Annotated in this window: 17 protein-coding genes; 14 read left to right on the top strand and 3 right to left on the bottom strand. The window is 34.1% G+C overall.

What is annotated here, in order from left to right; genetic code table 11:
• Positions 1–2 precede the first annotated feature (2 nt).
• From ETI37_RS04060 to ETI37_RS04040, 5 genes are all read left to right on the top strand, one after another.
• Positions 3–1,208 carry an MFS transporter gene (locus ETI37_RS04060; RefSeq protein ID WP_143458453.1) on the top strand — a complete coding sequence of 402 codons (1,206 nt, stop codon included), beginning with the start codon at positions 3–5 and terminating at the stop codon, positions 1,206–1,208.
• 295 nt (positions 1,209–1,503) lie between these two features.
• Positions 1,504–7,368 carry an Ig-like domain-containing protein gene (locus ETI37_RS04055; protein ID WP_143458454.1) on the top strand — a complete coding sequence of 1,955 codons (5,865 nt, stop codon included), beginning with the start codon at positions 1,504–1,506 and terminating at the stop codon, positions 7,366–7,368.
• Positions 7,369–7,548: 180 nt separating this feature from the next.
• Positions 7,549–8,400, top strand: coding sequence for an Rpn family recombination-promoting nuclease/putative transposase (locus ETI37_RS04050; protein WP_143458455.1), 852 nt, complete (start codon positions 7,549–7,551; stop codon positions 8,398–8,400).
• Positions 8,401–8,424: 24 nt separating this feature from the next.
• Positions 8,425–8,628, top strand: coding sequence for a hypothetical protein (locus ETI37_RS04045; protein ID WP_006586673.1), 204 nt, complete (start codon positions 8,425–8,427; stop codon positions 8,626–8,628).
• A 21-nt stretch (positions 8,629–8,649) separates the two neighbouring features.
• The gene (locus ETI37_RS04040; protein ID WP_143458456.1) at positions 8,650–8,877 is read left to right on the top strand and encodes a hypothetical protein; all 228 of its coding nucleotides are present in this window, start codon (positions 8,650–8,652) and stop codon (positions 8,875–8,877) included.
• Positions 8,878–8,962: 85 nt separating this feature from the next.
• Here ETI37_RS04040 and ETI37_RS04035 read toward each other — a convergent pair whose 3' ends face one another.
• Positions 8,963–10,267, bottom strand: a complete 1,305-nt coding sequence (locus tag ETI37_RS04035; protein ID WP_006586675.1) for an extracellular solute-binding protein — start codon at positions 10,265–10,267, stop codon at positions 8,963–8,965.
• Positions 10,268–10,693: 426 nt separating this feature from the next.
• Between ETI37_RS04035 and glmS the strand changes: the two genes are divergently transcribed.
• The 5 genes from glmS (at position 10,694) to ETI37_RS04010 (ending at position 15,676) form a co-directional block, all read left to right on the top strand.
• Positions 10,694–12,505, top strand: a complete 1,812-nt coding sequence (glmS, locus tag ETI37_RS04030) for a glutamine--fructose-6-phosphate transaminase (isomerizing) (RefSeq protein WP_006586676.1) — start codon at positions 10,694–10,696, stop codon at positions 12,503–12,505.
• Positions 12,506–12,773: 268 nt separating this feature from the next.
• The gene (gene rpmG / locus ETI37_RS04025; RefSeq protein ID WP_006588059.1) at positions 12,774–12,926 is read left to right on the top strand and encodes a 50S ribosomal protein L33; all 153 of its coding nucleotides are present in this window, start codon (positions 12,774–12,776) and stop codon (positions 12,924–12,926) included.
• Positions 12,927–12,941: 15 nt separating this feature from the next.
• Complete coding sequence (locus tag ETI37_RS04020) at positions 12,942–13,910, top strand: LPXTG cell wall anchor domain-containing protein (protein ID WP_006586678.1); 969 nt, start codon at positions 12,942–12,944, stop codon at positions 13,908–13,910.
• A 106-nt stretch (positions 13,911–14,016) separates the two neighbouring features.
• Entirely contained in the window at positions 14,017–15,162 is a 1,146-nt protein-coding gene (locus ETI37_RS04015; protein WP_006586679.1) for a glycerate kinase, read from the top strand.
• Between the two features lie 148 nt (positions 15,163–15,310).
• Entirely contained in the window at positions 15,311–15,676 is a 366-nt protein-coding gene (locus ETI37_RS04010; RefSeq protein ID WP_006586680.1) for a pyridoxamine 5'-phosphate oxidase family protein, read from the top strand.
• Positions 15,677–16,169: 493 nt separating this feature from the next.
• Here ETI37_RS04010 and ETI37_RS04005 read toward each other — a convergent pair whose 3' ends face one another.
• On the bottom strand, positions 16,170–16,409 hold the full coding sequence (locus tag ETI37_RS04005; protein ID WP_006586681.1) for a DUF2922 domain-containing protein: 240 nt from the start codon (positions 16,407–16,409) through the stop codon (positions 16,170–16,172).
• A 28-nt stretch (positions 16,410–16,437) separates the two neighbouring features.
• Positions 16,438–16,647, bottom strand: a complete 210-nt coding sequence (locus tag ETI37_RS04000) for a DUF1659 domain-containing protein (protein WP_006586682.1) — start codon at positions 16,645–16,647, stop codon at positions 16,438–16,440.
• Between the two features lie 194 nt (positions 16,648–16,841).
• On the opposite strand from ETI37_RS04000, the gene ETI37_RS03995 reads away from it, so the two are divergent.
• The 4 genes from ETI37_RS03995 to ETI37_RS03980 all read left to right on the top strand — a co-directional run bounded on the left by ETI37_RS03995 (position 16,842) and on the right by ETI37_RS03980 (position 23,982).
• Positions 16,842–20,060, top strand: a complete 3,219-nt coding sequence (locus ETI37_RS03995) for a type I restriction endonuclease subunit R (protein WP_006586684.1) — start codon at positions 16,842–16,844, stop codon at positions 20,058–20,060.
• 18 nt (positions 20,061–20,078) lie between these two features.
• Complete coding sequence (locus ETI37_RS03990) at positions 20,079–21,731, top strand: type I restriction-modification system subunit M (protein WP_006586685.1); 1,653 nt, start codon at positions 20,079–20,081, stop codon at positions 21,729–21,731.
• A 22-nt stretch (positions 21,732–21,753) separates the two neighbouring features.
• On the top strand, positions 21,754–23,022 hold the full coding sequence (locus tag ETI37_RS03985) for a restriction endonuclease subunit S (RefSeq protein ID WP_143460223.1): 1,269 nt from the start codon (positions 21,754–21,756) through the stop codon (positions 23,020–23,022).
• Between the two features lie 438 nt (positions 23,023–23,460).
• The gene (locus ETI37_RS03980) at positions 23,461–23,982 is read left to right on the top strand and encodes a restriction endonuclease subunit S (protein ID WP_143458482.1); all 522 of its coding nucleotides are present in this window, start codon (positions 23,461–23,463) and stop codon (positions 23,980–23,982) included.
• The last annotated feature ends 57 nt before the right edge of the window (positions 23,983–24,039 follow it).

Genomic DNA, 24,039 nt, shown 5'->3' with positions numbered 1-24,039 from the left:
AAATGAAAATTTCAAATTCAACATCTTCATATATCACTAAAACAAGGATTGGGGTTTTAGCGGTTAGTGCAATGGGTATGGCTTCATTAGCGATTACGCCATCTTATGCAGCAATTGCAAGAACATTTGCATTATCGAATACAGGCGTTCAAATGTTAACATCCTTGCCCAACTTATTTATGATGATTGCAGGAATTGTAGTAGGAAAATTGACAGCTGCCAAATTAAATTTAAAAATATTAACTCTCGCAGCTATTTTATTAATTGTTCTAGGTGGATTTATGCCACTTATCTACAATTCATCTTTCGCTTTTTTAATGGGGTGTTCTTGTTTAGTAGGACTTGGTCAAGGAGCTTGTACTAATTTATCACAGGTTTTGATTTCTCAGTTATTGCCTAAAAAGCTTCAACAATCAACCATGGGATTAACAACTACATTTACTAATATTGGTGGGATTATATTTATTATGGGTGGCGGTCAATTAGCCGCTTCAAGCAGTTGGATAAACAATTATTGGATTTACATTTTCAGTTTACTAGTTTTAGTTGTAGCAATTTTGTTAATTCCACTTTCACCAAAAGATTTAAATGAAAACTTAAGTGATACTGAATCCAATCAAGGAATAAAGCTTAATAAATATGTCTTTTATTGTGCATTTTGGGCTTTTTTAATCATGATGCTGAATAATATTTTGAATAATAATATATCTTTATTTATTGTTCAAGAAAAATTAGGAGGTACATCTGAAGCAGCATTAACATCGACACTTTCTCTTGTTGGTGGAATGCTTTGCGGATTTATTGTAGGAATAATTGGTAAAAAATTTAAATATACTTCTGTTTCAATCGCATATTTATTGTATGGCTTATCATATTTATTAATTGCATATGGTAATAGTCTATTAACAGTAATTGTTGGTAGTTTTATTGTAGGTGCGGCAATGAGCATTGCTATGGGAACATTTCCATATTTAATTTCGATTTCGGTCAATAAAAGCAGCATATCTATGGCTTTAGGAGTTTATGCAGCTATTAATGCAGTTGGTGGTGTAATCAGCCCATTTGTCATTAATCCAATAACTACTACTTTATCTAAAGTTGGCTTTAATGCCTTTTCAGTTGGTGGTGTAATTGCATTAGTTACTTATGTAGCTATTTTATTTAGTGGCTTTCAAAAGAAATTAGTAATTAATGCAGAAAATAATTAATTTAAAAAATAGATATCCAAGTTGATATCTATTTTTTAATGTAAATAAATTATGTAAAGCACACTCGATTTTATCAAAATCAATAGTTTTAGCGTTAATTATATTCCAAAAACCTATCACTTTTTATATATAAATATAAACTACTTTCGTATAAGCATATCTTATGTAATTCGCTTACATACGCATAAAATAGGGGGGGGGTAGTGAGCTTTCTATAAAAAATCATTTTTTAAATTCTTGCTAGACTAGAAATTGTAGAAATGTTTTTAGTTTTAGAAAGGATTACATATTTTTTATGGGAGAGACAAATAAAAAACTACGCTACTCACTTAGAAAAATGAAAAAGGGTGGAGCTGCATCTTTTGTTATTGGGGCAGTAATTTTTTTAAGTGCAGTAGAATTAAATTCTAAGCAAGTCTATGCAGCCGATACAAATAATGAAACAGCTGCACAGTCTAGTTCAAATGAAGTTTCAGCTAGTTCAGATACTTCTACTGAAACTGCGCAGGAAGAAAAAAGCCAAAGTACAAATATATTTATTTCAAAGCCAACAATTAACGAAGTTTTTGTTGGTGATAAGCTCATTAAGGGAACTACCAAGGCGAATGCTCAAGTAATTCTATATAGTGGTAGTTCAAAAGTACAAACTATTTCTGCAGATACAACAGGTGCATTTACTTTCAATCTTACTAATGCTGTAAGTGATAGTGATAGTTACTCTGTTCAAGTTGAAGTAGATGGGTCACAAAGCGCTAAGACTGACATTAAACCAATTACGCGTTCAAATACTAAGCCTTTAGCAAATGAACGGAATGCATATACTGCTTATGATGTTTCTTTAGCTAATCGAGGATTTAAGTATGATGAAGATAGACATGAATCATATGTGGAATTAGATCTTTCATTAGGACTTTTATCTGAAGCATATCTTGATTTAAATAATGCCAAGATGTTTTATCAAATAGATCCAACTCTAGCACCATATATTGATAAGATTGTCTTTACTAGACCTCTTTTATCTGATGGCGAAGCAACCAAAGATACTTCTAATGAAGTGGCAGGTGCTTCTAATGTCTGGACCAGTGGTGTTTTAACTACACAAAATGGTCCAGTTCGAGCAGCTTTGGCTGGACCAGCTTCAAGTACTTACAAAATATATTTAAAAGCAAACACACCAGATTCTGTCTTATCTAAACCATTAACCTTTACTATGTGGGCTCGCTATGGCAGTGGACAAGATATGGTTTCAGATTTTAGCAAGAACCTTATTTTAAATGATAATGAAACAACGACTTTTAGTAGTAACAATTTCTTTAAAGATAAGGACATAGTTAATAACGATGGCCCAATTTTAGACAATATGACTGTTAACTATGCAAATAAGTCAATTACAACTCGTTACCGAATTAATGGTTCTTTAATTGGAAATAAAGATAACTTAACACTCAGAATCAGAGGTAATGACAACTTATTAAAGCTTATTGATAAAGTCACTATTGGAAATAAGACCTATAAATTAGCTGATAATACCTTAAAATATCAAACTGGTGAATTATACATTAATGATATCGGTGGAAGTAGTTTGGGATTTTTATCATCGTTAGCCAATCGGCAAGATTTTAATGTTACTTTCTTTTTGAAAGATGACAAATCTTTTGCTAATGCCTTAACAACTGAATATCAACAATTTGATTTCTTGTTTGGAATTTATGACAGCACTAATTACGCAACTGCTTTTCATGCTCTTGACACAATAACTAATAGTTTATCAACCAAGACTTATACTACTGGTGGTAAGTACGGCACCAAGACATATGACTTGAGAACTTTTAAGCCAATTCTAGATAACTTAATTAAAAATAAGCAAGATAATCCAACAACTTATTTAACATTTGAAAATAAGCCAATTGCTACTACTGAAAACAATCCATATGAAGCAGTTAAAGCGGCACTTGAATCACCAACATTTAATAACTTATCTATTGCTCGTGCTTTAGTAAATGGAGCAGATCGTAAGCAATTAGATAATATAGCAAGATTTGTTTGGGATAATGGTGCTAGAAATGACTTGCTAAAGTATTTAGATGTAGCTAATCAAGTCGCTGGATATATTCACTTGGCCTTTCCAACTAATTCAACTGACTTTCCAGGGTTACTTTTAAGTAATACTCGCGCTGGAACATTTATCTCAGCTAGTGATAGCGATTGTGATGGTATTTTGGATATAACTGAAATTGATAACTCATATGGAACTAACCCTTCAGTTGCAGATACCGATGGTGACGGGATTAGCGATGGTCAAGAACTGATTGAAGGTCGTGATCCTGGTGTTGCTCCGTTTAATTGGACTGATGCTAATGGTAATCGGCTAAGTATTGATGTAGATACTAGAGCTATCTCAGGACAGTTAGGTAACCACAACTATCATAATGAGGTTATGCAACCAAGAACTGTTAACTTATATAAAGTTGATGATACTGGTAAGAAAACATTAATTGCTTACACTACTTCAGCTGTTGATCAAAATGGTAGTTTTACATTATCAAAATTCACTTTGAATAAGGGAGACAAACTCGTTATTGGATATGTTACTCCGAGAACCAATAAGTCTCTTACTGATAAGGATACAATTTTGCAACAAGCCTTTCCAACTGAACAATTTTCTAATGAAATTATTGTTAAAGGAAAGCAAGTTACAGTTACTTTTGATATGAATGATGTTAGTGATGGCGAAAATCAAGATATTAAAGTAGAAAAGGATTCTAGTTTTAATAAAGATAATCTAACCTTGCCAACTCCTTCAATGAAAGCTGGTTATTCATTTAAAGAATGGAATACACAAGCTGACGGCAAAGGAACTGTTATTACAGCGGATACTCTTTTTGATAAAGATACTACAGTTTATGCAATTGGCGAAAAGATCAAATTACCAAGCCCAGCTAATGTTAAGGCCGAAACTAGAATTAACGATAAGACCAAGGGGCAAGAAACTATTATCACTGGTAAGGCTACACCTGGTGCAACAGTTACAATTAAAGATAATTTAGGTAATGAAATTGGGACTGGTGTTGCTGATGATGCAGGTAACTTTGAAATAAAAGTCAATAAGCCGCTTGCAGAAGGAAGTCAAATTTCAGTTGAAGTTTCAAAAGATGGTCAAACAAGTGATGCTGTTGAAGTAACGGTAGGACAAAATAATTTCCAAAAAGGTGAGCCATTAATTAAACCAGCTTCTCCAACAGACCTTACTGCTAAAACAATTAGAGCTAGCGATGGAACCAATAATTCAACAACAGTTACTGGTAAAGCAGTAGCGGGAGAAGCTGTAATAGTAAAAGATAGTTCAGGTAATGAAGTTGGAACCGGTGTAGTTGGCAATGATGGAACATTCATTATTACTACTTCCAAGCCAATTGCTGAAAACGAAGAAATTCAAGTTACTGTAAACCAAGATGAAGTTGATAGTGATCCAGCTAAAGTTGTTGTAACTGCTAAAACAGAACCGACTAAGCCAACTGAAGTAACGGCTAAAACATTACCTGATGGCAACTCAGATAGTACCATTGTTGCTGGTAAGGGAAAAGCTGGCGAAGTAGTAACTGTTAAGAATGATGCTGATAAGGTAATTGGAACTGGTAAAGTTAATGATGATGGAACATTTAGTATTAAGACTAATGAAGTTGTTGATCCAGGTAAATCTGTAACTGTTAATACAAGTAACGATGGCCTAGATAGTGATCCTGTTTCTGCGACTGTTTCTGGAGAAACATTTAGTTCGATAAAGCAAGCTGCGAAAGATTCGATTGATAATTTGACTCATTTAAATAATGCTCAAAAGCAAAGTGCTAAAGATGCAATTGAAAAAGCTACTACAGTTGATGAGGTGACTGATACCCAAAATAACGCTATATCGACTGATACTAATATGAAGCAATTATCAGAAGATTCTAAATTAGCAGCCGACAAAACGCAAAATCCATATCTCAATGCGGATTCTGAGAAGCAACAAGCATATGACAAGGCAGTTGAAGAAGCCCATAAACTCTTGAATAAAGAAAGTGGCACAAGTGTTGGTGCTGATAAAGATTCAGCTGAAGTGGCACGAATCAAACAAGCTGTTGATGATGCATATGACGCATTGAACGGTAATTCTAGTTTTGATGATGCTAAGCAAAAGGCAAAAGATGCAATCGATCAAATGTCTGATTTATCAGACAGCGATAAGCAAAAGGCTAAAGAAAAGATAGATCAAGCTAAAACTCTTGAAGAAATAGCTAAGGTACAGAAAGATGCCCAAGAGTTAAATGATATTAAGAAAACTGCCAATGATTCCATCGATCAAATGTCTAACTTGAATAATGCTCAAAAAGAAACTGCTAAAGCAGCTGTGAAATCAGCAGAAGATAAAGATGCGATTGAACAAGTGGTTAGTCAAGCTAAGGAAACTGACACTGCTATGGATAATTTGAAGAAAGATGATAATTATACCAATAGTGAGGCTATCAAACAGTCAAGTAATTACGCCGGTGCAAGTTCTGAAGCACAAAAAGAATTTAATGATGCATATGAGACTGCTAAGACTTTGCTAGATAAGGAAAAAGGCTCAAGTACAGGAAATGTAGCAACAGATGCAAATAAAGTTAAAGAAATTAAGCAACGATTAGATGATGCGACAGCTAACCTTAAATCTAATGCTGATACTAATCTTGATGATGCTAAGCAAAAAGCTAAAAAAGCAATTGATCAAATGTCTGATTTATCAGACAGCGATAAGCAAAAGGCTAAAGAAAAGGTAGATCAAGCTAAAACTCTTGAAGAAGTGGTTAAGGCACAAAAAGATGCCCAAGAGTTAAACGACATTAAGGCTGAAGCTAGGTATGATATCACTGAACTGCCACATTTGAATAATGCACAAAAACAAAGTGCGCTTGATGCAGTAAAAAATGCAAATACAGTAGATGATGTAACCATCGCAAGAAATAATGCTCTTTCTACTGATGGAAATATGCTTGAATTATCAAAAGATTCTAAATTATCAACTGATAAGACCCAAAATCCATATGTTAATGCTGATTTGGAAAAACAAGAAGAATATGATAAGGCAGTAAAAAATGCATATGACCTTTTAGATAAAGAAAAAGGGACAAGTGTCGGTGCTGATAAAGATCCTGCAGAAGTGGCACGAATTAAGCAAGCAGTTGACGATGCTTATGATGCCTTAAACGGAAATAATGCTTTTGCCGAAGCTAAGCAAAAAGCAAAAGAAGCGATTGATAAGGTTTATAGTAACCTAAACGATAAGCAAAAAGAGATTGCTAAGAAACGAATTGATTCAGCTGAATCAATGGATGAAATTCAGGATGCAGACAAAATTAATTCAACTTTAAATGATAAAATGGGTGAATTAAAAGAAACTGCTAAATTAGCAGATGAAACTGAAAAAACTTCTAATTACCTTAATGCCGACTCTGAAAAGAAGCAAGCTTATAAAGAAGTAGCTGATAATGTTAGAGAAACAGTTACTCCATCTGGGGATGATTTATCTACGGATCAAGTTGCAAAGTTAATTGATGATGAAGCTAAGAAGAGAGCGGAATTAAATGGGGATGCTAGAGAGAAAGCTAAGCAGGAATTGGAAAAGAATTATGATGATAGTAAAGCTATGCAAGATAGTAATACTCCAACTCCTAAATACTCCAATGCTAGTGAAGAAAAGAAGCAAGCTTTCTACACAGCTCTAGAAACTGCTAAAAATATTTTAGATAATTCAGATTCAACAGAAGATGAGTATAAGACTGCCAATGCAGAACTAGAAAAAGCTAAAGCAGAACTAGACGGTCAAGCAACTGATGAATCTAAGTCTAAGTTTGATGAAGCATTGAAGAAGGGCGAAGAAGTTAAAAATAATTCTAATGCAAGCCAAAACCAAAAAGAAGTAGATGAAGCTACAAAGAACTTGAAAGAAGCTCAAGCAGGTTTGGACAATCACGCAACTGTCAAGACTTTATCAAAATTGACTAAAAATAATGTAAAACTTAAAAAGCAAACTTTACTACCTCAAACTGGTACAGAAACTAACCCAATAACTGCTTTAGGGGTTGCTCTTTTAGCATTGAGTGCAGGCATTTTTGCTAAGAAAAAAAGAGATGATGAAGCTTAATCATAAATAAAATTTCTATCTAATATATGAAATCCTACTTTTAGTTTACTTAATAAACTAAAAGTGGGATTTTTTGGTAAATAAATTTATATTGACTCTACATTAGTTATAGTTCTACAGAGAATTAAGTCTTTTTTGTGTATTTATGTGTGTAAAGATTTATTTTCTCTGGAGGTAATTATGTCATATCATGATGACAAGTTTTATGGTTTCACAAATGATGAGATTTTTGGTAGTATTATGCAAAATAAGCGCTTTTGTAAGGCGATTATTCAAGCGGCACTACCTGATGTAAAAGTAGTCTCGGTAGAAAGTATTGATGCACAAAAAGAATTAGGGACAAAGAGTGATAAGCGCAGTAAATCTGTTCGCTTAGATATTGCAGTTAAAGACCAATCTGGTAACTTGTACGATTGTGAAATGCAAGTTAATAACAACCATGACATTGGACCACGAATGAGATATTATCAGTCGTCAATGGACAGGGATACCTTGGACCGAGGGGAGCCGTATACTTCACTATCTAGAACTTATCTAATTTTTCTTTGTGCATTTGACCCGTTTGGCAAGGATAAGTTACGTTATAGCTTCCATCTTTATGATGACGAAGATAAAGGTATTCAACTTAAAAATAATGCGGAAAATATCATTATTAATTCAAAAGGTAGTGGAAGTGAAAATGTCGATTTGTTAAATCTCCAAAAACTAATGAACGATGATAAAATAGAATCAAAAGGAATCTTTAAAGAGATTCAGACCAAAATTCAAGAATACAATGATGATCCGAAAAGGAGAAATCTTATGAGAACAGCAGAATTAAGGATGAAGGAAGAAACAGCAGTAGCGGAAAAACGTGGCGTTGAGAAAGGTCGCGAAGAAGAGCAAAGAAAGGCTATAAAAAATACATATAAACTATTTAAAAGTTTAAGCCCCAATTCTACAGTGGATGAAGTTTTACAATGGATAAAAGCAAACACAGATGTTTCTCTTTCAGATGAAGAAATAAAAGCTATCTTGAGTAAAAGTAACTAATTTTGCTTCAAAAGGAGAAATCTTATGAGAACAGCAGAATTAAGGATGAAAGAAGAAACAGCAGTAGCGGAAAAAAGAGGCCGAGAAGCAGGAGACAAGAATACGGTGAAAGTGTTCAAAGCATTAAAACCAGATGCAACAGTAGCAGAAGGCCTGGCATGGATAAGGGCTAATACTGATGTTTCACTTTCTGATGAAGAAATAAAATCAATTTTGAGAGAAAAGTAGACTCCGAAAAGGAGAAATCTTATGAGAACAGCAGAATTACGGCTGAAAGAAGAAACGGCAGTAGCGGAAAAAAGAGGCCGAGAAGCAGGAGACAAGAATACAGTGAGGTCTCTCACGCTGACAATTAAAGAAATGCGTCCTGAAATTAATGAGCTAGATTTATTTAAGCAAATTAAGAAAACTGTAGGTTCAGACTTCAGCTTAAATGATGCAGAAATCAAAACTATAATTCACCAAAATCTTAAATAAGGATGAAGAAATGCAAAAAGCATTGGTAAAATTTAAATTTACCAATGCTTTTATTTATATAATATTTTTCTATAAAATTAATGTTTTATTGCTTCCAGTCACTGTCAAACTTAACTTTACCAGCTTTGATTGCAGTGTTAACATTGTTGCCCTTGGCTGCCTGAGATAAAATGCTTTCCATGATTGAGCTTAAATCAGAGAAGGTTGCATCGGAATTTTTAGAAACTGGAATAGTGTAAAGCTTTTTAGTAGTAGATGATAATATAGCTGGTGCTTTGACACTCTTAGACTTCTTGTATTCTGCTGAATTCAAAGCTTGCGTGTTAACTGGAATGTAACCAGTTTGGCTTGCCCACTTGAGTTGGCTTGATTTTGAAGTTAGGAACTTGATGTACTTAAATGCTGCGGATTTTTGCATACTGCTTGCATGATTGAACATGTAAATATCTGTTCCTTGAGGGATATTGTATTCAGATGGACGAGCAGCAACACCGTATTCGAACTTGTTAGCAACACCTTTTTTGACAAAGGCTTCACCAGCACTTGAACCAATGTACATTGCCACTTTTTGGTTGGCGAATGGAGTTGAGAAGTATTTTTGTGAACCGGCAATTTGGAAGTAGCCATTCTTAACACCATCGGCATAGTAGTTGATGACAGACTTGGAATCCTTACCAGTAAAGTCGATGCTAGAGTTGAAGTTGTGGCCTTTTGCTTTCATGCCTAAAACGTAATAGGTTGACAAAACATCAAAACCAGCTCCTGCAACCTTATGATTGCTCTTTTCGTAAATCTTTTTAGCAGCAGCCTTCAATTCAGTCATGTTTTTTGGAACTTTGACACCATATTTAGCTAAGAGCTGCTTGTTGTAAATTAGGATTTCGACAGATTTGTTAAAAGGAATGCCATATTGCTTGCCATTGATTTGAGCACCTTTTAGTAAGTCACTCTTGATTTGAGACTTCTCGCTGCTGCCCCAACCAATTTGGGAATTGTTAATGTATGGTGTAAGGTCAACCAACATATTGTTTTTGGAAGCTGTATAAAGCCAACCAGGATATGCTTGAGTAATGGTTGGTAGATTCTTAGGTGATTGCATAGTTGAGGTGATTTTTGAATGCAAATCTTGATAAGAATTTTGATTTTCAAGTTTGACCTTGATGTTCGGATTTTCTTTTTCGAATTCAGCAGTTAGTTGCGTTAAACTGTTTTCAAGTGGGCCGGTCATACCATGCCAAAAAGTGATCGTAGTCTTCTTGGTAATCTTAGTAGGTATTGAATTCTTAGTAGTAGAGCTACTAGTAGATTTTTGATTATTTGAGCATCCAGTAGCTGCTAGTAAGCTAGCTGCTACAGCACTGATGATTGACATTTTCTTAACTATTTTCATTGTATCCTCCAGAATTGTTAAGTTATTTAAATTGTATCAAGGATAAACGGAATTAAAAGACTGAAATAGCGTATATTTTTATGATATTATAGATTTATTGTGCGTTTTTTGTAAAAATAAATCACTTTGTTATAAATGCGTTTTTTACGTATCTATATTGATGTCTATATTGATGATCCGAAAGGGAGAAGCCGCTAAAAAAAATTTCTTGTAAATAAATTATGTAAAAACGTTCTACCGAATTCTCCATCTATTAAGATATATTGCTAGTTCTTTAATTTATCTTTTAGGTTCACTTAAAGATATACCAATTTATAAAGATAATTCTTGACCGCATTGCTAAAAAAGGCTATTATTGCACTTGTAACAATAAAAATTAACTAGTCCGATAAATAAAAATTGAACTAGACCAAAGGAGAATTTTCTATGTGTGGTATCGTTGGTGTTGTTGGTAAGGCTGCACGAAATATTATTTTAAATGGTTTAACTAACTTGGAATATCGTGGATATGATTCTGCAGGCATTTACTTAAACGATTTAAAGGGGCATGAATATTTAACAAAGGCAGTTGGCCGTATTTCAAACTTAAAAGAAAAAATGACCCCAGATGAAGATGGTTTAGTAGGTATTGGTCACACACGTTGGGCAACACATGGTAAGCCAACTGTTGACAATGCTCACCCTCACTTTGATGAAACTAAGCGTTTTTACTTAGTTCACAATGGTGTTATCGAAAACTATACTGAATTGAAAGACAAGTACTTACAAGGTGTTAAATTCCATTCAGATACTGATACTGAAGTCATTGTTCAATTAATTAGTAAAATTGCACGTGATAAGAACTTAGATGGATTTACTGCTTTCAAGGAAGCTTTGAAGCTTGTTAGAGGTTCATATGCCTTCTTGCTTGTTGATGATCAAAAACCAGACCATGTATTTATCGCTAAGAACAAGTCACCAATGATGCTTGGTTTAGGTGAAGGCTTTAACATTATTGCTTCAGATGCTATTTCTGTTTTAGATCAAACTAAGACTTTTGTTAGTCTTGAAGATGGTGATGTTGGTGACATTACTAAAGACTCTTACACAATTGAGACAATCGATGGTGAAAAAGTGGAACGTGAGCCTAAGGTGTTAGACATTGATCCTAATGCTGCATCAAAGGGAACATACGAACACTACATGCTCAAAGAAATCGATGAACAACCAGGTGTAATGCGTCACATTTCTCAAACTTATCTTGATGATGCTGGCAATCCTAAAGTAGATTCAAAGATTGTTGATGCAGTAGCTAAAGCAGACCGTTTATACATTTTTGCAGCTGGTACTAGTTACCACGCAGGTTTAGTAGGTAAAGCCTTGTTTGAACACTACACTGGCATCCCTACTGAAGTTGGCTATGCATCAGAAGCAGGTTATCATTTCCCAATGATGAGTAAGAACCCATTCTTTATCTTCTTAACTCAATCTGGAGAAACAGCCGATTCACGTGTTGTTTTAAAGGAAACTAACAAACGTGGCATCCCAAGCTTAACTATGACTAACGTTGAAGGTTCAACATTATCTCGTGAAGCTACTTACACTATGCTTTTAGGAGCTGGCCCAGAAATCGCAGTTGCTTCAACTAAGGCTTATACAGCTCAAGTTGCTGTTCAAGCAGTTCTTGCTAAGGCACTTGGTGAAAAGCTCGGTGTTAAGGAAGCACAAGAATGGAACTTACACCATGATTTGGCAATTGCAGCTGAAGGAATTCAACAACTTGTTGATGGAAAAGAAAAGCTTAAGGAAATTGCTGACAAGTACTTGATTAAATCAAGAAATGCATTTTACATTGGTCGTGGTATTGATCATGCTGTTGCACTTGAAGCTGCACTTAAGTTAAAGGAAGTTTCATATATTCAAACTGAAGGTTTTGCTGCTGCTGAACTTAAGCACGGAACTATTTCATTAATTGAAAATGGCACACCTGTTATTGCCTTGATTAATGACCCAGTAACAGCAGAATTGACTCGTGGTAACATTCAAGAAGTAGTTTCTCGTGGTGCAAATATTGTAACAATTGTAAGCAAGGAATTTGCTAACAGTACAGATGATATTGTATTGCCAGAAATCAATTACTACATGTCTGCGTTATTAACTGTAATTCCTACTCAACTTCTTGCATACTATGCTTCTAGAGATAAGGGCTTAGATGTTGACAAGCCACGTAACTTGGCTAAGAGTGTTACTGTTGAATAAAGTTTAATAATTCATTTAAAAAATAGAAATGCCTAATGGTATTTCTATTTTTTTGTTTATTAATACTTATAACTTAAAAATTAATTTTTATAATTCCAAAAATACGGCTATTTAAGTAGTAAAAAAGAAAATCCAGTTAAAAATTATTTGACAAAATAAAAGTAATTCGATATTCTGTAAAGATTTATATTTAGCAAGCGAGGATTAAAATTATGAACACTTAAAATTGCTAATTTGTTTACAAGAAGGTTCTAGAAAGGAAAAGAAGATGAGAAATAATATTATTTTGGAATGTCGACAAACTAGTGAACGTATTTATATTACTAGTAAAAATAAACGGAATACTCCTGAAAGACTGCGATTAATGAAATATTCACCTAAGTTACAAAAAAGAGCAGAATTTGTTGAAATTAGTAAATAGTTGAAAGGAAAATGAATGAAATCAAAATTATTATTAGCAAGTTTGATGGTTTCAGGAGCTATTTTAGTTGGAACCAATCAAAATTCGATTGTCAAAGCAGATGATTTATCCTCAACAACAGAAGTAAATTCAGGAGTAAGCTTTACAGGAGTTTTTTACTATACAAATGGTTTACCAATTGAGTCCGGTAGTTATGTACAGTTAAAAAATCAAGCAAATAACAAAACTATTTCTAAAACTGTTAATGCTTCGGGAGCTGTAACGTTTAATGCAACAGATGGACTAAAAACTGGTACCAGTTATGAAGTAATTGTCAATAATCAAAAGCTGAATTATACTTTGCAACTGAGTTCTGGCAACTCTAATATCTCAAAAGCTTTCACAGTAAACTTGCCAGGAGCAGAGCTGCCTTTAACTTATACAGTAAATGCTCGTTACACTAATGGTTTGCCATTAAGGGAAGGGACCGAAGTAAAATTACGTAACTTAACTGATGGTTCAACAGAAGTTTTAACTAAAAAGGTAAACAGTCAAGGTAGTGTAACATTCACAGAAGCTGATGGCTTGAAAAAAGGTGTTAATTATAGCGTAGAAATTCCTGGCCTAACAACGGGCTATTCAATTCGTTATGATTTAGGTGGAAATAAGAGCAAGGACTTCATCCTTGAAACTACAGAATCAAAAACTTCTGAACAAAACTCCGCAAGTAGTTCATCTTCAAATCTTTTATCAAGTAGTACTAATTCTGCCTCTCTTTCAAATTCAAATAAAGCCAATTCTACTTCCTCAGAAGATTTGAAAAAGCAAGCTCTTCATGTAGCAGCAACCGCTTCACACAAGGCAACTTCAGCAACGAAGTTACCAACTAAGAAGCAAGTCCAAAACTTGCCACAAACTGGTACTAAATCTGGTCTATTGCTTACAGCTTTAGGATTATTATCATTACTCGCTTCTAAACTTCTTTTTAAGAGAAGAATTTACTAAATCTACTATATATACTCCTTAATCATTTATAACTTAAAAGTTCCGATTTACTTCGGGGCTTTTTTGTTAAAATAAAAATAAATTCAATACAGAAAGAAAAATTAATATGAAAATTTTAATTGCTCCTGATTCTTATAAAAATTGCATGGCTGCTCGTCAAGTGGCTGTAGTGATGAAGAAAGGACTCAGCCGAATATTTCCAAATGCTGAATATGTTCTTGTGCCAATGGCTGATGGTGGGGAAGGGACAGTAGATGCCCTAGTTAGCGCTACTAATGGTCAGTTTGTTGATGTCCAAGTTCATAATCCTTTGAACCAATTGGTCATGGCAAAGTATGGCTTTTTAGGAGATAAAAAAACAGCCGTAATTGAAATGGCAGCTGCTAGTGGTATTCAATATGTCGATAAGAAAACAATGAATCCCATGATTACTACCAGCTATGGTACTGGAGAAATGATTCAAGATGCAGTTAGGCGTGGAGCTAAGCAAATTATTTTGGGGATTGGTGGCAGTGCAACTGTTGATGGTGGCTGTGGAATGGCTCAAGCCCTTGGTGTTAAATTGCTGGATAAAAATGGTCAAGCTATAAAATTAGGTGGTGCAGGTTTAGCTGATTTGACTCATATTGATATTAGTCAGGTACCAGAACAGATTAAAAAGATAAAAATATATATTGCAAGTGACGTAACTAATCCATTAACTGGGTCACAAGGTTCAGCTGTTGTTTTTGGTCCCCAAAAAGGAGCAACTGAGCAAATGATTTCGGTTCTGGATCAGAATTTGCATCATCTTGCTCAAGTTGTTAAAAATGATCTTCAAGTGGATTATGAAGCAACTCCTGGCAGTGGTGCTGCAGGAGGTTTAGGATTTGGTTTACTAGCATTTACCAATTCAGAAATGAAACAGGGGATTGAGCTAGTAACAGATTTTGCGCAATTAGCAGAAAAAGCTAAGGGAGCAGATTTAGTGATTACTGGTGAAGGTAGTACTGATTTTCAAACTAAATTCGGCAAAACCCCATATGGTGTAGCTCTGACAACCAAAAAAGTGGCTCCACAAGCTCCAGTTGTTGTTTTATCAGGGAATATTGGACCAGGTGTTGAAAACTTATATGAAAATAATGTGATTGATGCAATTTTTTCGACTCCAAGTGGGGCAAAAAGTCTTGAACAGGCAATTAAAGATGCACCAGAAGACATAGCTCTTGCAGCTGAAGAGGTAGGTCGTTTAATAAAAAGCATTATTAAATAACAAGCACTAATAAAATGTTATTATTTTAATACTGTTTAAAAAGTTCTTGTTATTTATTAAGCAAATAAATTGTTTTTATCAATTTTTTGGACTATTCTAAGAGCAGAGTAAAGCTCTAGAAATTTATTGCAGAAGGAAAGGTATTAATATGAAGAAATTAGAAAGTACTAAATTAACAGCAGATCAACAAAAATTCTTTACTGACAAGCTTGCATTTGTATCATCAGTAAGTAAAGATGGTGAACCACAAGTTGGTCCTAAGGGTTCTTTGAACGTTGTTGACGAAAGCCATTTGGCATGGGTTGAAGTAACTCACGCACACTTATGGGAAAATGTACAAGCTGGTAGCAAGGTAGCTGTTGTAGTTGCTGATGTTCCTAGCCATACTAACGTACGTGTAATTGGTACTCCACATGTATCAGAAGACAAGGAATTCATCGAAGCACAATACAAGAAGACTGGTAAGACCAGCGGTGATGTTGTTGTTATCGACATCGAAGAAATTGATGCTTAATTAAAAATGCTTTTAGAAGAGCGATAACCTAATTTTGGGTTATCGCTTTTTTATATTCTCTATGTTTAACTAGAATATTATTCCTAAAAAATTAGATAAATTCTATCATTTAAGAAATTTGTCAAGGGATATTTAATTAAATAACAAATTGTGTGTTAAATATAAGTGCTTTTAGGAATTGTTTTATTTAATTCTTCAAACCTATTGATTTTTTCTATGTTTATTGCTTAAATAATATTAGAATAATTGTTACTAATTGTTGCTGTGGGGGCATGGTTTAACAATTAAAGGATGTTCTTTTTTTAGGCTAGAATAAATATGGGTAACAAAATATTTCAATTTATTTAATAGAGATCTTAGTTGTGGGAGATTAAGACTCAGTGGGGTTAATTAATAAGAATATCCTTTATATACAAAAAGAAGCACCAAATTATGGTGCTTCTTTTATTTTATAATGCTGATTAATTTTTTAGCTTCGGTAGCGATTAATTCACTAGTCTTGATTAGACTTAGTGTCATCAAACAAAGTTGTTGTAGTTGTTTCAACGTATTTAGCCATACGAGCAGAGTGATATGGGTCAACTCCATCCTTGTTAAATGCATGTGCATCGCTAATATTCTTCATCGCTTGACGCACAACTGCTTCATCAAGGCCATCCTTAGCATTTGGCAATGATAAAGTGGTGTTTTTATTTTCACTATTGATAAAACCTAATTTTAAAACTTTAGACATGATATTGACTCCTTACTATTTCAAAAAATTAAACTAACTTGATATTTTGCTTTTGGATTAAGATAGCATCTGATAAAGTATCGCCTTGCAAGCTACTGAGGGCTTGACCTACTTGGGCAAGAGCAGAAGCAGTTGCATCTTTGGCAACATTTTTCAATGTGCGTGTTAATTTACCGTTGGTGTAACTTTCTGATGAAAAAGTATATTGGACTGATTGTTCTAATAATTCAAAATTCATAGTTATTCTCCTTATATCTAAATCATGTAAGTCATGCGCGCAATTGCCTTACACTATATATAACGAATGGGAGAAGCAAAACACGCCAAATTTTTTGTAGAGATCGGGGGGAAGTTGAATAAGTCGGGCTTTATTAAGGCCAGTTTCTTGTATAATATAAACTATAGTTTAATTACAACGAAAGTGGGTTATTCATGATTTACGATAAAGAGGATATTTTTGAAAACTCCTTAATTGAATATCTATCAACTGGCAAGGTTCCTCAATATGAAATTAATGAACCAAGTCAAAATTATGTTATTGATACTTTGCGTAAGCAAGGTAGAAAGCAAATTTGGCAATATTTACCTAATGTAAAGACTACCCCTGCTCTTTGGCAAAACTTCAAAAAGATTTTGGAACAACATAATCAAGACAAGCTTGATGGGCCATTGTCAGAAAATGAATTTGCTCAAGTAAAGAAAGAGATTTCTTCTTTGAATACACCATATCAAGCTGGTCAATTCTTATATGGTGTAAATGGGATTAGTCAAATTGAAATTGACTTAGATGATGGGCGACACGTTTTTTTGAAAGTCTTCGATCAAAAACAGGTTGGTGCTGGAGATACGGTTTATCAAGTTGTAAATCAAATTCAAAGACCAGCAGTAATTCACGGAAAACAAGAGCGTAGATTTGATACAACGCTTCTTATCAATGGCTTACCAATTATTCAAATTGAAGAAAAGAAAGATGGCATTTCAGCTAATGAAGCATTGAATCAAATGCATCAGTATATTGAAGAGGGTCAATATAGTGACATCTTTTCTACAGTTCAAATTTTAGTAGCAATGTCTCCTCATGAATGTTTATACATGGCTAATACTACAGCTGATAAATTCAATAAAGATTTTGCCTTTCACTGGCAACGAAAAAAAGACAATACCCAGGTCAATAATTGGCTTGAATTTGCGGATACAGTCTTGAGTATTCCAATGGCCCACCAAATGGCTACAAGTTATATGATTTTGGACGGTACTCCTAATAATCAAATGCTTAAAGTCATGCGACCATATCAGGTTTATGCAACGCAGGCAGTAATTGAAAAGCTCAAGCATTGGGACTTTGAATATGGTGAAAATCGCGTTGGTTATGTCTGGCACACAACTGGATCTGGTAAAACAATTACTAGTTTTAAAACAGCTTGGCTTGCTAGTCGCTTGCCTAACGTTGATAAAGTGGTTTTCTTAGTTGATCGAATTGCTTTAACTCGGCAAACGATGGAAAAGTACCACGCCTATGATCCAGAAGCAAGTGAAGATGATTGGGGCAATGTTCTTGATACACGTAACACTACTGACTTGAAGAATAAGTTACGTAAACGTGGTAGTGATATTATCGTTACTAGTGTACAAAAACTCGAGACATTGGTTAAACGTGATAGTTTTAAAGACCCTGACAAGAATATTGTCTTTATCGTTGATGAAGCTCACCGTTCAACTGGTGGGGATGCTTTTAGTTTGTTAAAGAAAGCCTTTAAGAAAGGGGCTTGGGTTGGCTATACTGGTACGCCAATGTTTGATGATACAACAGCAAATGGTGTAAGAACTCAAGATGTTTTTGGAGAGCCACTTCATATCTATACCATTAGAGAAGCAATTAGTGATGGGAATGTTTTGCGGTTTAAGGTTGACTTCCAAACAACTATTGATGAAGACAAGATGAAGAGCGATTTCTTGCCTGAGTTTTATCATCAAAGATATCCTAAATGGACTGAAGCAGATATTAAGCACAAGATTGAAAACTTGCAACCTGATGATATCGATGATGCCATTGGGCCAACTTTTTATGATGAGAATAAAGAACACGTTAAATTAGTTGTTGAAGATATCTTTAAGAATTGGCGTAATCGTTCAAATGATGGGCAATATAATGCATTACTGACAACTCACGTAGGTGGTAATCGTGCAAGTACTCCAATGGCTATGATGTACTATGATGAATTTCAAAGAGTTAATGCTGAACATCAAAAAAATGGTGGCTTAGTTCTAAAAGTTGCGGTTACCTTCTCACAAAGTACCGGTAATGACGACAACATGGTTGAAAACAATAAGAATTTAAGTCGTGCAGTAGACCTTTATAATGCCCAGTTTGGTACGTCATTTGGAATGGATGATATTGCAGGATATACTGCTGATGTTGTTTCAAGACTGAATAAGACGGCCTTTGATAAGAACTACTTAGATTTGGTTATTGTTGTTGACCAATTATTAACTGGTTTTGACGCTCCAGGATTGAATACCTTGTATGTTGACCGAATCTTAAGAAATGCCAGCTTAATTCAAGCATATTCAAGAACTAACCGGATTGCTGATATGCAGACTAAACCTTTTGGAAGAATTGTTAATTATCGTTGGCCGGTTGAAAATGAAAAGTTGATGAATAGAGCCCTTTCTATTTATGCAAATAAGTCTTCGGCCTTTAGTCAAGATAAATTACTAAAGGATGATGATAATCCAGTTACTGTACCATCATATAAAGAACAAGTTAATGAAGTAAGAAAAACTATTGACCGTCTTAGAACGCTCACAAATGATACACTTGAAGAAGTTCCAAAGTCTGAAGAAAATCAAAAAGAACTAAAACAATTACTTCAAAAATATAGTCGAGAAATTGAAATACTTAAGCAATATGATCATAAAATTGATGAGAATGGTGAAGAAGTTGGTTATGATTATGAACATCCTGAAAAATTACTTTCACAATTGGGTATTTCTGAACAAGAAGAAAAGAAAATTACGACAGTATTACCTAACTTGATTAAAACAATAAATCCAGTAAATCCGGGTAATCCTTTGCCAGACATCGACTTGCGTATGACTCACATTAAGGAAGTCGTAATTAATTATGATTATCTTACTCACTTGATTGAAGAACTTATTAATAAGGTTCATGAAGATGATAAAGAAGCAGTTCGTAAAATTCAGGATAAGATTAGAGAATTCACTTTATCAATGGATAATCGAGCTTATGCTAAGCAAATTGAACGGACTAGTAGAGCAATTGTTAATAAGCAATATCCTAAAGATGCTGAAAATCAAAAGTATCCATATCATATTGAAGATGTTCATGAAGTGATTTCTCAAGCTAATGAAACTGAAATCGATGATATTATTTATAAATTCAGAATTAAGTGGGGAATTGCTGATGTAGTAACTACCGAAGAATTAAAGTCGATGTTTGCTAACCACCGTCTTGGCCAAAAAGATTTAAACGATTCTGGAAAAATTGATGCAATTAAAAAAGCCGCTGCTGAAACATATAAAAAACGTGCAACGGATGAAAAAGTTGTTAAGTTGTCAAAAATAAAATATAGAAATTCACTTGCTGATGCTATTTATGAGTTGGCAGATGAACTTAAGAGAGAAATTTAAGAGTAGGGAAGAGAATAAATGTCAGAAAAAGATATCACAACTAAATTATGGGCGATGGCTAATGAACTTAGAGGAAATATGGATGCCTCAGAATATAAAAATTATATTTTGGCGTTCATGTTTTACCGTTATTTGTCTGAACATCAAGAGGACTACTTGGTGAAAAACGATATTTTAGACATCGAAGATGGTGAAAGTGTTAATGACGCATATGTTCGAGAAGCTAGTGGGGAAGATTTAACAGATTACTTAGAAGATATTGCATCAAGTTTGGGGTATGCAATCGAACCCCATGATACTTGGGCCTCATTAATTAAGCGTGTTCAAGATAAAGAAGTAATTCCAAGTGATTATCAAGACTTACTTGATCACTTCGCTAAGAATACTGAATTAGCAAACAATAAGACTGCTAGTCAAGATTTCCGTGGAGTTTTCAATGATGTTAATTTAGGAGATTCTCGTCTTGGTAGCAATACCAATGATCGTGCTAAGTCAATTAGTAAGATTGTTCAGTTGGTAGATACTATTGAATACAAAGATGAAAACGGAAAAGATATCCTTGGGACAATCTATGAATACTTAATTGGTCAATTTGCAGCTAGTGCTGGTAAAAAGGGTGGGGAATTTTACACTCCATTTGAAGTTTCAAAAGTTTTAGCTAAGTTGGTAACTGCAAACTTAAAAGGTGAACCAGAAGAATTCGAAGTATATGACCCTACTTGTGGTTCAGGTTCATTATTGCTTACTGTTCAAGGTGAAGTTCCTGGCGGTAAGAAGCCTGGTGTTGTGAAGTTCTACGGTCAAGAAAAGAACACTACTACTTACAACTTGTCACGAATGAACTTGATGATGCACGGTGTCGAATTTACTAATATTCACTTGTCTAATGCTGATACACTTGAAGCAGATTGGCCAGATGGACTTGATGCCCAAGGGGTTGACCGTCCTAAGACTAACTTTGATGCAGTTGTTGCAAACCCACCATATTCAGCTCACTGGGACAATAACGAAAACAAGTTAAAAGACCCACGTTTTTCAGCTTATGGGAAGCTGGCACCAAAGACCAAGGCTGATTATGCTTTCGTTCTTCATGGGTTATACCACTTATCACCTGAGGGAACAATGGCAATTGTTCTTCCACACGGTGTCTTGTTCCGTGGTGCAGCCGAAGGTGTAATTCGTCAAAACATTATTGAAAAGAACTACCTTGATGCAGTAATCGGCTTGCCAGCTAACTTATTCTATGGCGTAAGTATTCCTACAATTGTGCTTGTCTTTAAGAAGAATCGTCAAAATAAAGATATCTTCTTTATTGATGCTAGCCGTGAGTTTGAAAAGGGGAAGAATCAAAACAAATTAACTGAAGAAAACATTGATAAGATTATTTCAACTTACCTTAAGCGTGAAGATGTAGATAAGTATGCTCACAAAGCAGAACTTGATGAAATCAAGGAAAATGACTACAACTTAAACATTCCACGTTATGTAGATACATTTGAACCAGAACCACCAGTTGACTTAGGAAAAGTTGCTGATGAACTTGAAGAAGTTAACCAAAAGATTGCCGAAAATAAGAAAGAACTGTTAGAAATGTTAAAAGAATTAACGACAGATGATGATGATTTACGGGCACAATTGGACAAGTTTATTAGCGTGTTTGAGAAGAACTAAGAGAAAAGTGGGGTGAAAAATAATGACAGATGATTTGATGAAAAGCAGTGGTAGCAGGGATGCTGGCAATAGCACTCACGCTGATGAACAACGATTGTATCCGAAGGTCAGATTTCGTGGGTTTGATGAGCCTTGGAAGAAGGTTAAGTTGGGGCAAATTGCAGATGTCAGAGATGGAACACATGAGTCACCGAAATATGTATCTCAAAATGGCTACCCATTAATCACTTCTAAAAACTTAGAAAATGGTACTATTAATTTTGACGATATTTCTTATATTTCAAAAAAAGATTATGAAGAAATAAATAAACGTTCTTTGGTTGAAAAGAATGATATCTTATTTGGAATGATTGGTACTATCGGAAATGTAGCTATTGTAAAAAAATCTGGATTTGCCATAAAAAATGTTGCATTAATAAAAAGCAACTCTGAAATACCATCAATAAATTTAATTCAAATTATACAATCTGATATTTTAAAAAAATATACTAATAGACTGAATTCTGGAAATTCGCAAAAATTTATTTCGCTTGGAGATATTAGAAAATTTGATTTTAAAATGGCTAGTAAAAGTGAGAATATGCTCATTTCTAAACTTTTTAAAAAAGTTGATACTCTACTTTCTCTTCAACAACGAAAATTAGAGCTTATGAAGCAGCTATATAGATACCTTTTAGAAAATTTAAATACTGAAAAAAAGCACCCTAACATATTTATTAAAGGCAATTATTCACACTGGAATAAAGTAAAGCTTTCTGATTTAGGTGAAATTAGAACTGGAAAAACTCCAACACCAAGTGTTAGATCTAATTATACAAATATAGGAATGCCATTTGTAACTCCAACCGAAATCGTTGATTTGTATAACTATAATACGAGTAGATTTATTTCAAATTCGGGGCTGAAAAAAGCTCAAATTGCTCCTAAAGGTTCAATTTTAGTAACTTGTATCGCAAGTATTGGAAAGAATACTTGCGTGTTTAAAGAGAAGGTTGCATTTAATCAGCAAATCAATGCGGTTACGCCTAACAGTTTTAATGATTCAACATTTTTAGCATTTAAATCTTTACAATGGTCTAAAAGAATTGACTGCTTAACTGCAAATACTGCTATGCAAATTATTAATAAAAAAGATTTTTCAAATATTGAAACAATGGTTCCTAATCTAAATGAGCAAAAAGATATCTCAAAAATTTGGTTGAAATCTTATTCTTTAACCTATAAATATTCTGATGCAAAAAAATTAATTATTCGACTTAAAAAATTCCTACTTCAAAATTTATTCATTTGATATCTACCAAGCGTATTTTTGCTTTGATATAATAAAAAAAGCTCGTCAATAGATGAGTTAGTAGTTCAGAATAACTACATCCTCCCATTTCATTTATTCAACTTGGAGGTGCTTGTATGTTTATTCGGAATAGACTGGGGTTGTGCCTTAATGGCCGAAGTCATTATTGCAATTGGCAAAGCAAGTATATACTTTGCACTTGCCTATGCGATAATAAAAAAAGCTAATCATAAAGATTAGCTAACAACTCTAGTTATTCAACTACGTTCGAGGGTAACGGACTGGGACTCCGTTGCCCTCTTTTCATTTCAGTTATAATTATATGAAATCTGATAGTAAAAAGTCAAACCTTTTGGTAGTACTTCATTCTCTATTTTTATTTGAGTTGAAGCAAAAATATCACTTTTTATTGCACTCAAATAATCTGATGAACAACGATTGTATCCTAAGGTCAGATTTCGAGGGTTTGATGAGCCTTGGAAGAAGGTTAAGTTGGGGGATGTGGCTGAAATAATAGGTGGTGGTACGCCAAGTACATCTAATCTAGAATATTGGGATGGCAATATAAATTGGTTTACACCTACTGAAGTTGGAAAAACAATTTATTTACATGAAAGTCAAAGAAAGCTTTCCGAATTAGGCTTAAAAAAATCATCAGCTCGATTATTAAATCCGGGAGCTATATTATTTACTTCTAGAGCTGGCATTGGAAATACAGGGATTATTATCAATCCCAGTGCTACTAATCAAGGTTTTCAGTCAATTCAGCCTAATAAAAACATTATTGATTCCTATTTTATTTTTTGCTTAAGTAGTCGATTAAAAAGATATGCCCTTAAACATTCAGCAGGATCTACTTTTACAGAAATTTCGGGTTCTGAAATGAAAAAAGCTAAAATAAGGATATGTGCTAAAAATGAGCAAAATAAAATATCTACCTGTACGCGTGGTGCTAGTTAAATCGTTTTAGTTAATAAAAAAGTCCAATCTTGTTAGACTCGACTTGTAAATAGTAAT

Source organism: Lactobacillus mulieris, assembly GCF_007095465.1.
In the GTDB taxonomy this organism is placed as follows: domain Bacteria; phylum Bacillota; class Bacilli; order Lactobacillales; family Lactobacillaceae; genus Lactobacillus; species Lactobacillus mulieris.
This window is presented reverse-complemented; position numbering and strand designations above follow the sequence as displayed.

Coding starts and splice junctions, on each gene's coding strand:
- ETI37_RS04060 (WP_143458453.1), top strand. CDS start 3: ATGAAAATTTCAAATTCAACATCTTCATATATCACTAAAACAAGGATT.
- ETI37_RS04055 (WP_143458454.1), top strand. CDS start 1,504: ATGGGAGAGACAAATAAAAAACTACGCTACTCACTTAGAAAAATGAAA.
- ETI37_RS04050 (WP_143458455.1), top strand. CDS start 7,549: ATGTCATATCATGATGACAAGTTTTATGGTTTCACAAATGATGAGATT.
- ETI37_RS04045 (WP_006586673.1), top strand. CDS start 8,425: ATGAGAACAGCAGAATTAAGGATGAAAGAAGAAACAGCAGTAGCGGAA.
- ETI37_RS04040 (WP_143458456.1), top strand. CDS start 8,650: ATGAGAACAGCAGAATTACGGCTGAAAGAAGAAACGGCAGTAGCGGAA.
- ETI37_RS04035 (WP_006586675.1), bottom strand. CDS start 10,267: ATGAAAATAGTTAAGAAAATGTCAATCATCAGTGCTGTAGCAGCTAGC.
- glmS (WP_006586676.1), top strand. CDS start 10,694: ATGTGTGGTATCGTTGGTGTTGTTGGTAAGGCTGCACGAAATATTATT.
- rpmG (WP_006588059.1), top strand. CDS start 12,774: ATGAGAAATAATATTATTTTGGAATGTCGACAAACTAGTGAACGTATT.
- ETI37_RS04020 (WP_006586678.1), top strand. CDS start 12,942: ATGAAATCAAAATTATTATTAGCAAGTTTGATGGTTTCAGGAGCTATT.
- ETI37_RS04015 (WP_006586679.1), top strand. CDS start 14,017: ATGAAAATTTTAATTGCTCCTGATTCTTATAAAAATTGCATGGCTGCT.
- ETI37_RS04010 (WP_006586680.1), top strand. CDS start 15,311: ATGAAGAAATTAGAAAGTACTAAATTAACAGCAGATCAACAAAAATTC.
- ETI37_RS04005 (WP_006586681.1), bottom strand. CDS start 16,409: ATGTCTAAAGTTTTAAAATTAGGTTTTATCAATAGTGAAAATAAAAAC.
- ETI37_RS04000 (WP_006586682.1), bottom strand. CDS start 16,647: ATGAATTTTGAATTATTAGAACAATCAGTCCAATATACTTTTTCATCA.
- ETI37_RS03995 (WP_006586684.1), top strand. CDS start 16,842: ATGATTTACGATAAAGAGGATATTTTTGAAAACTCCTTAATTGAATAT.
- ETI37_RS03990 (WP_006586685.1), top strand. CDS start 20,079: ATGTCAGAAAAAGATATCACAACTAAATTATGGGCGATGGCTAATGAA.
- ETI37_RS03985 (WP_143460223.1), top strand. CDS start 21,754: ATGACAGATGATTTGATGAAAAGCAGTGGTAGCAGGGATGCTGGCAAT.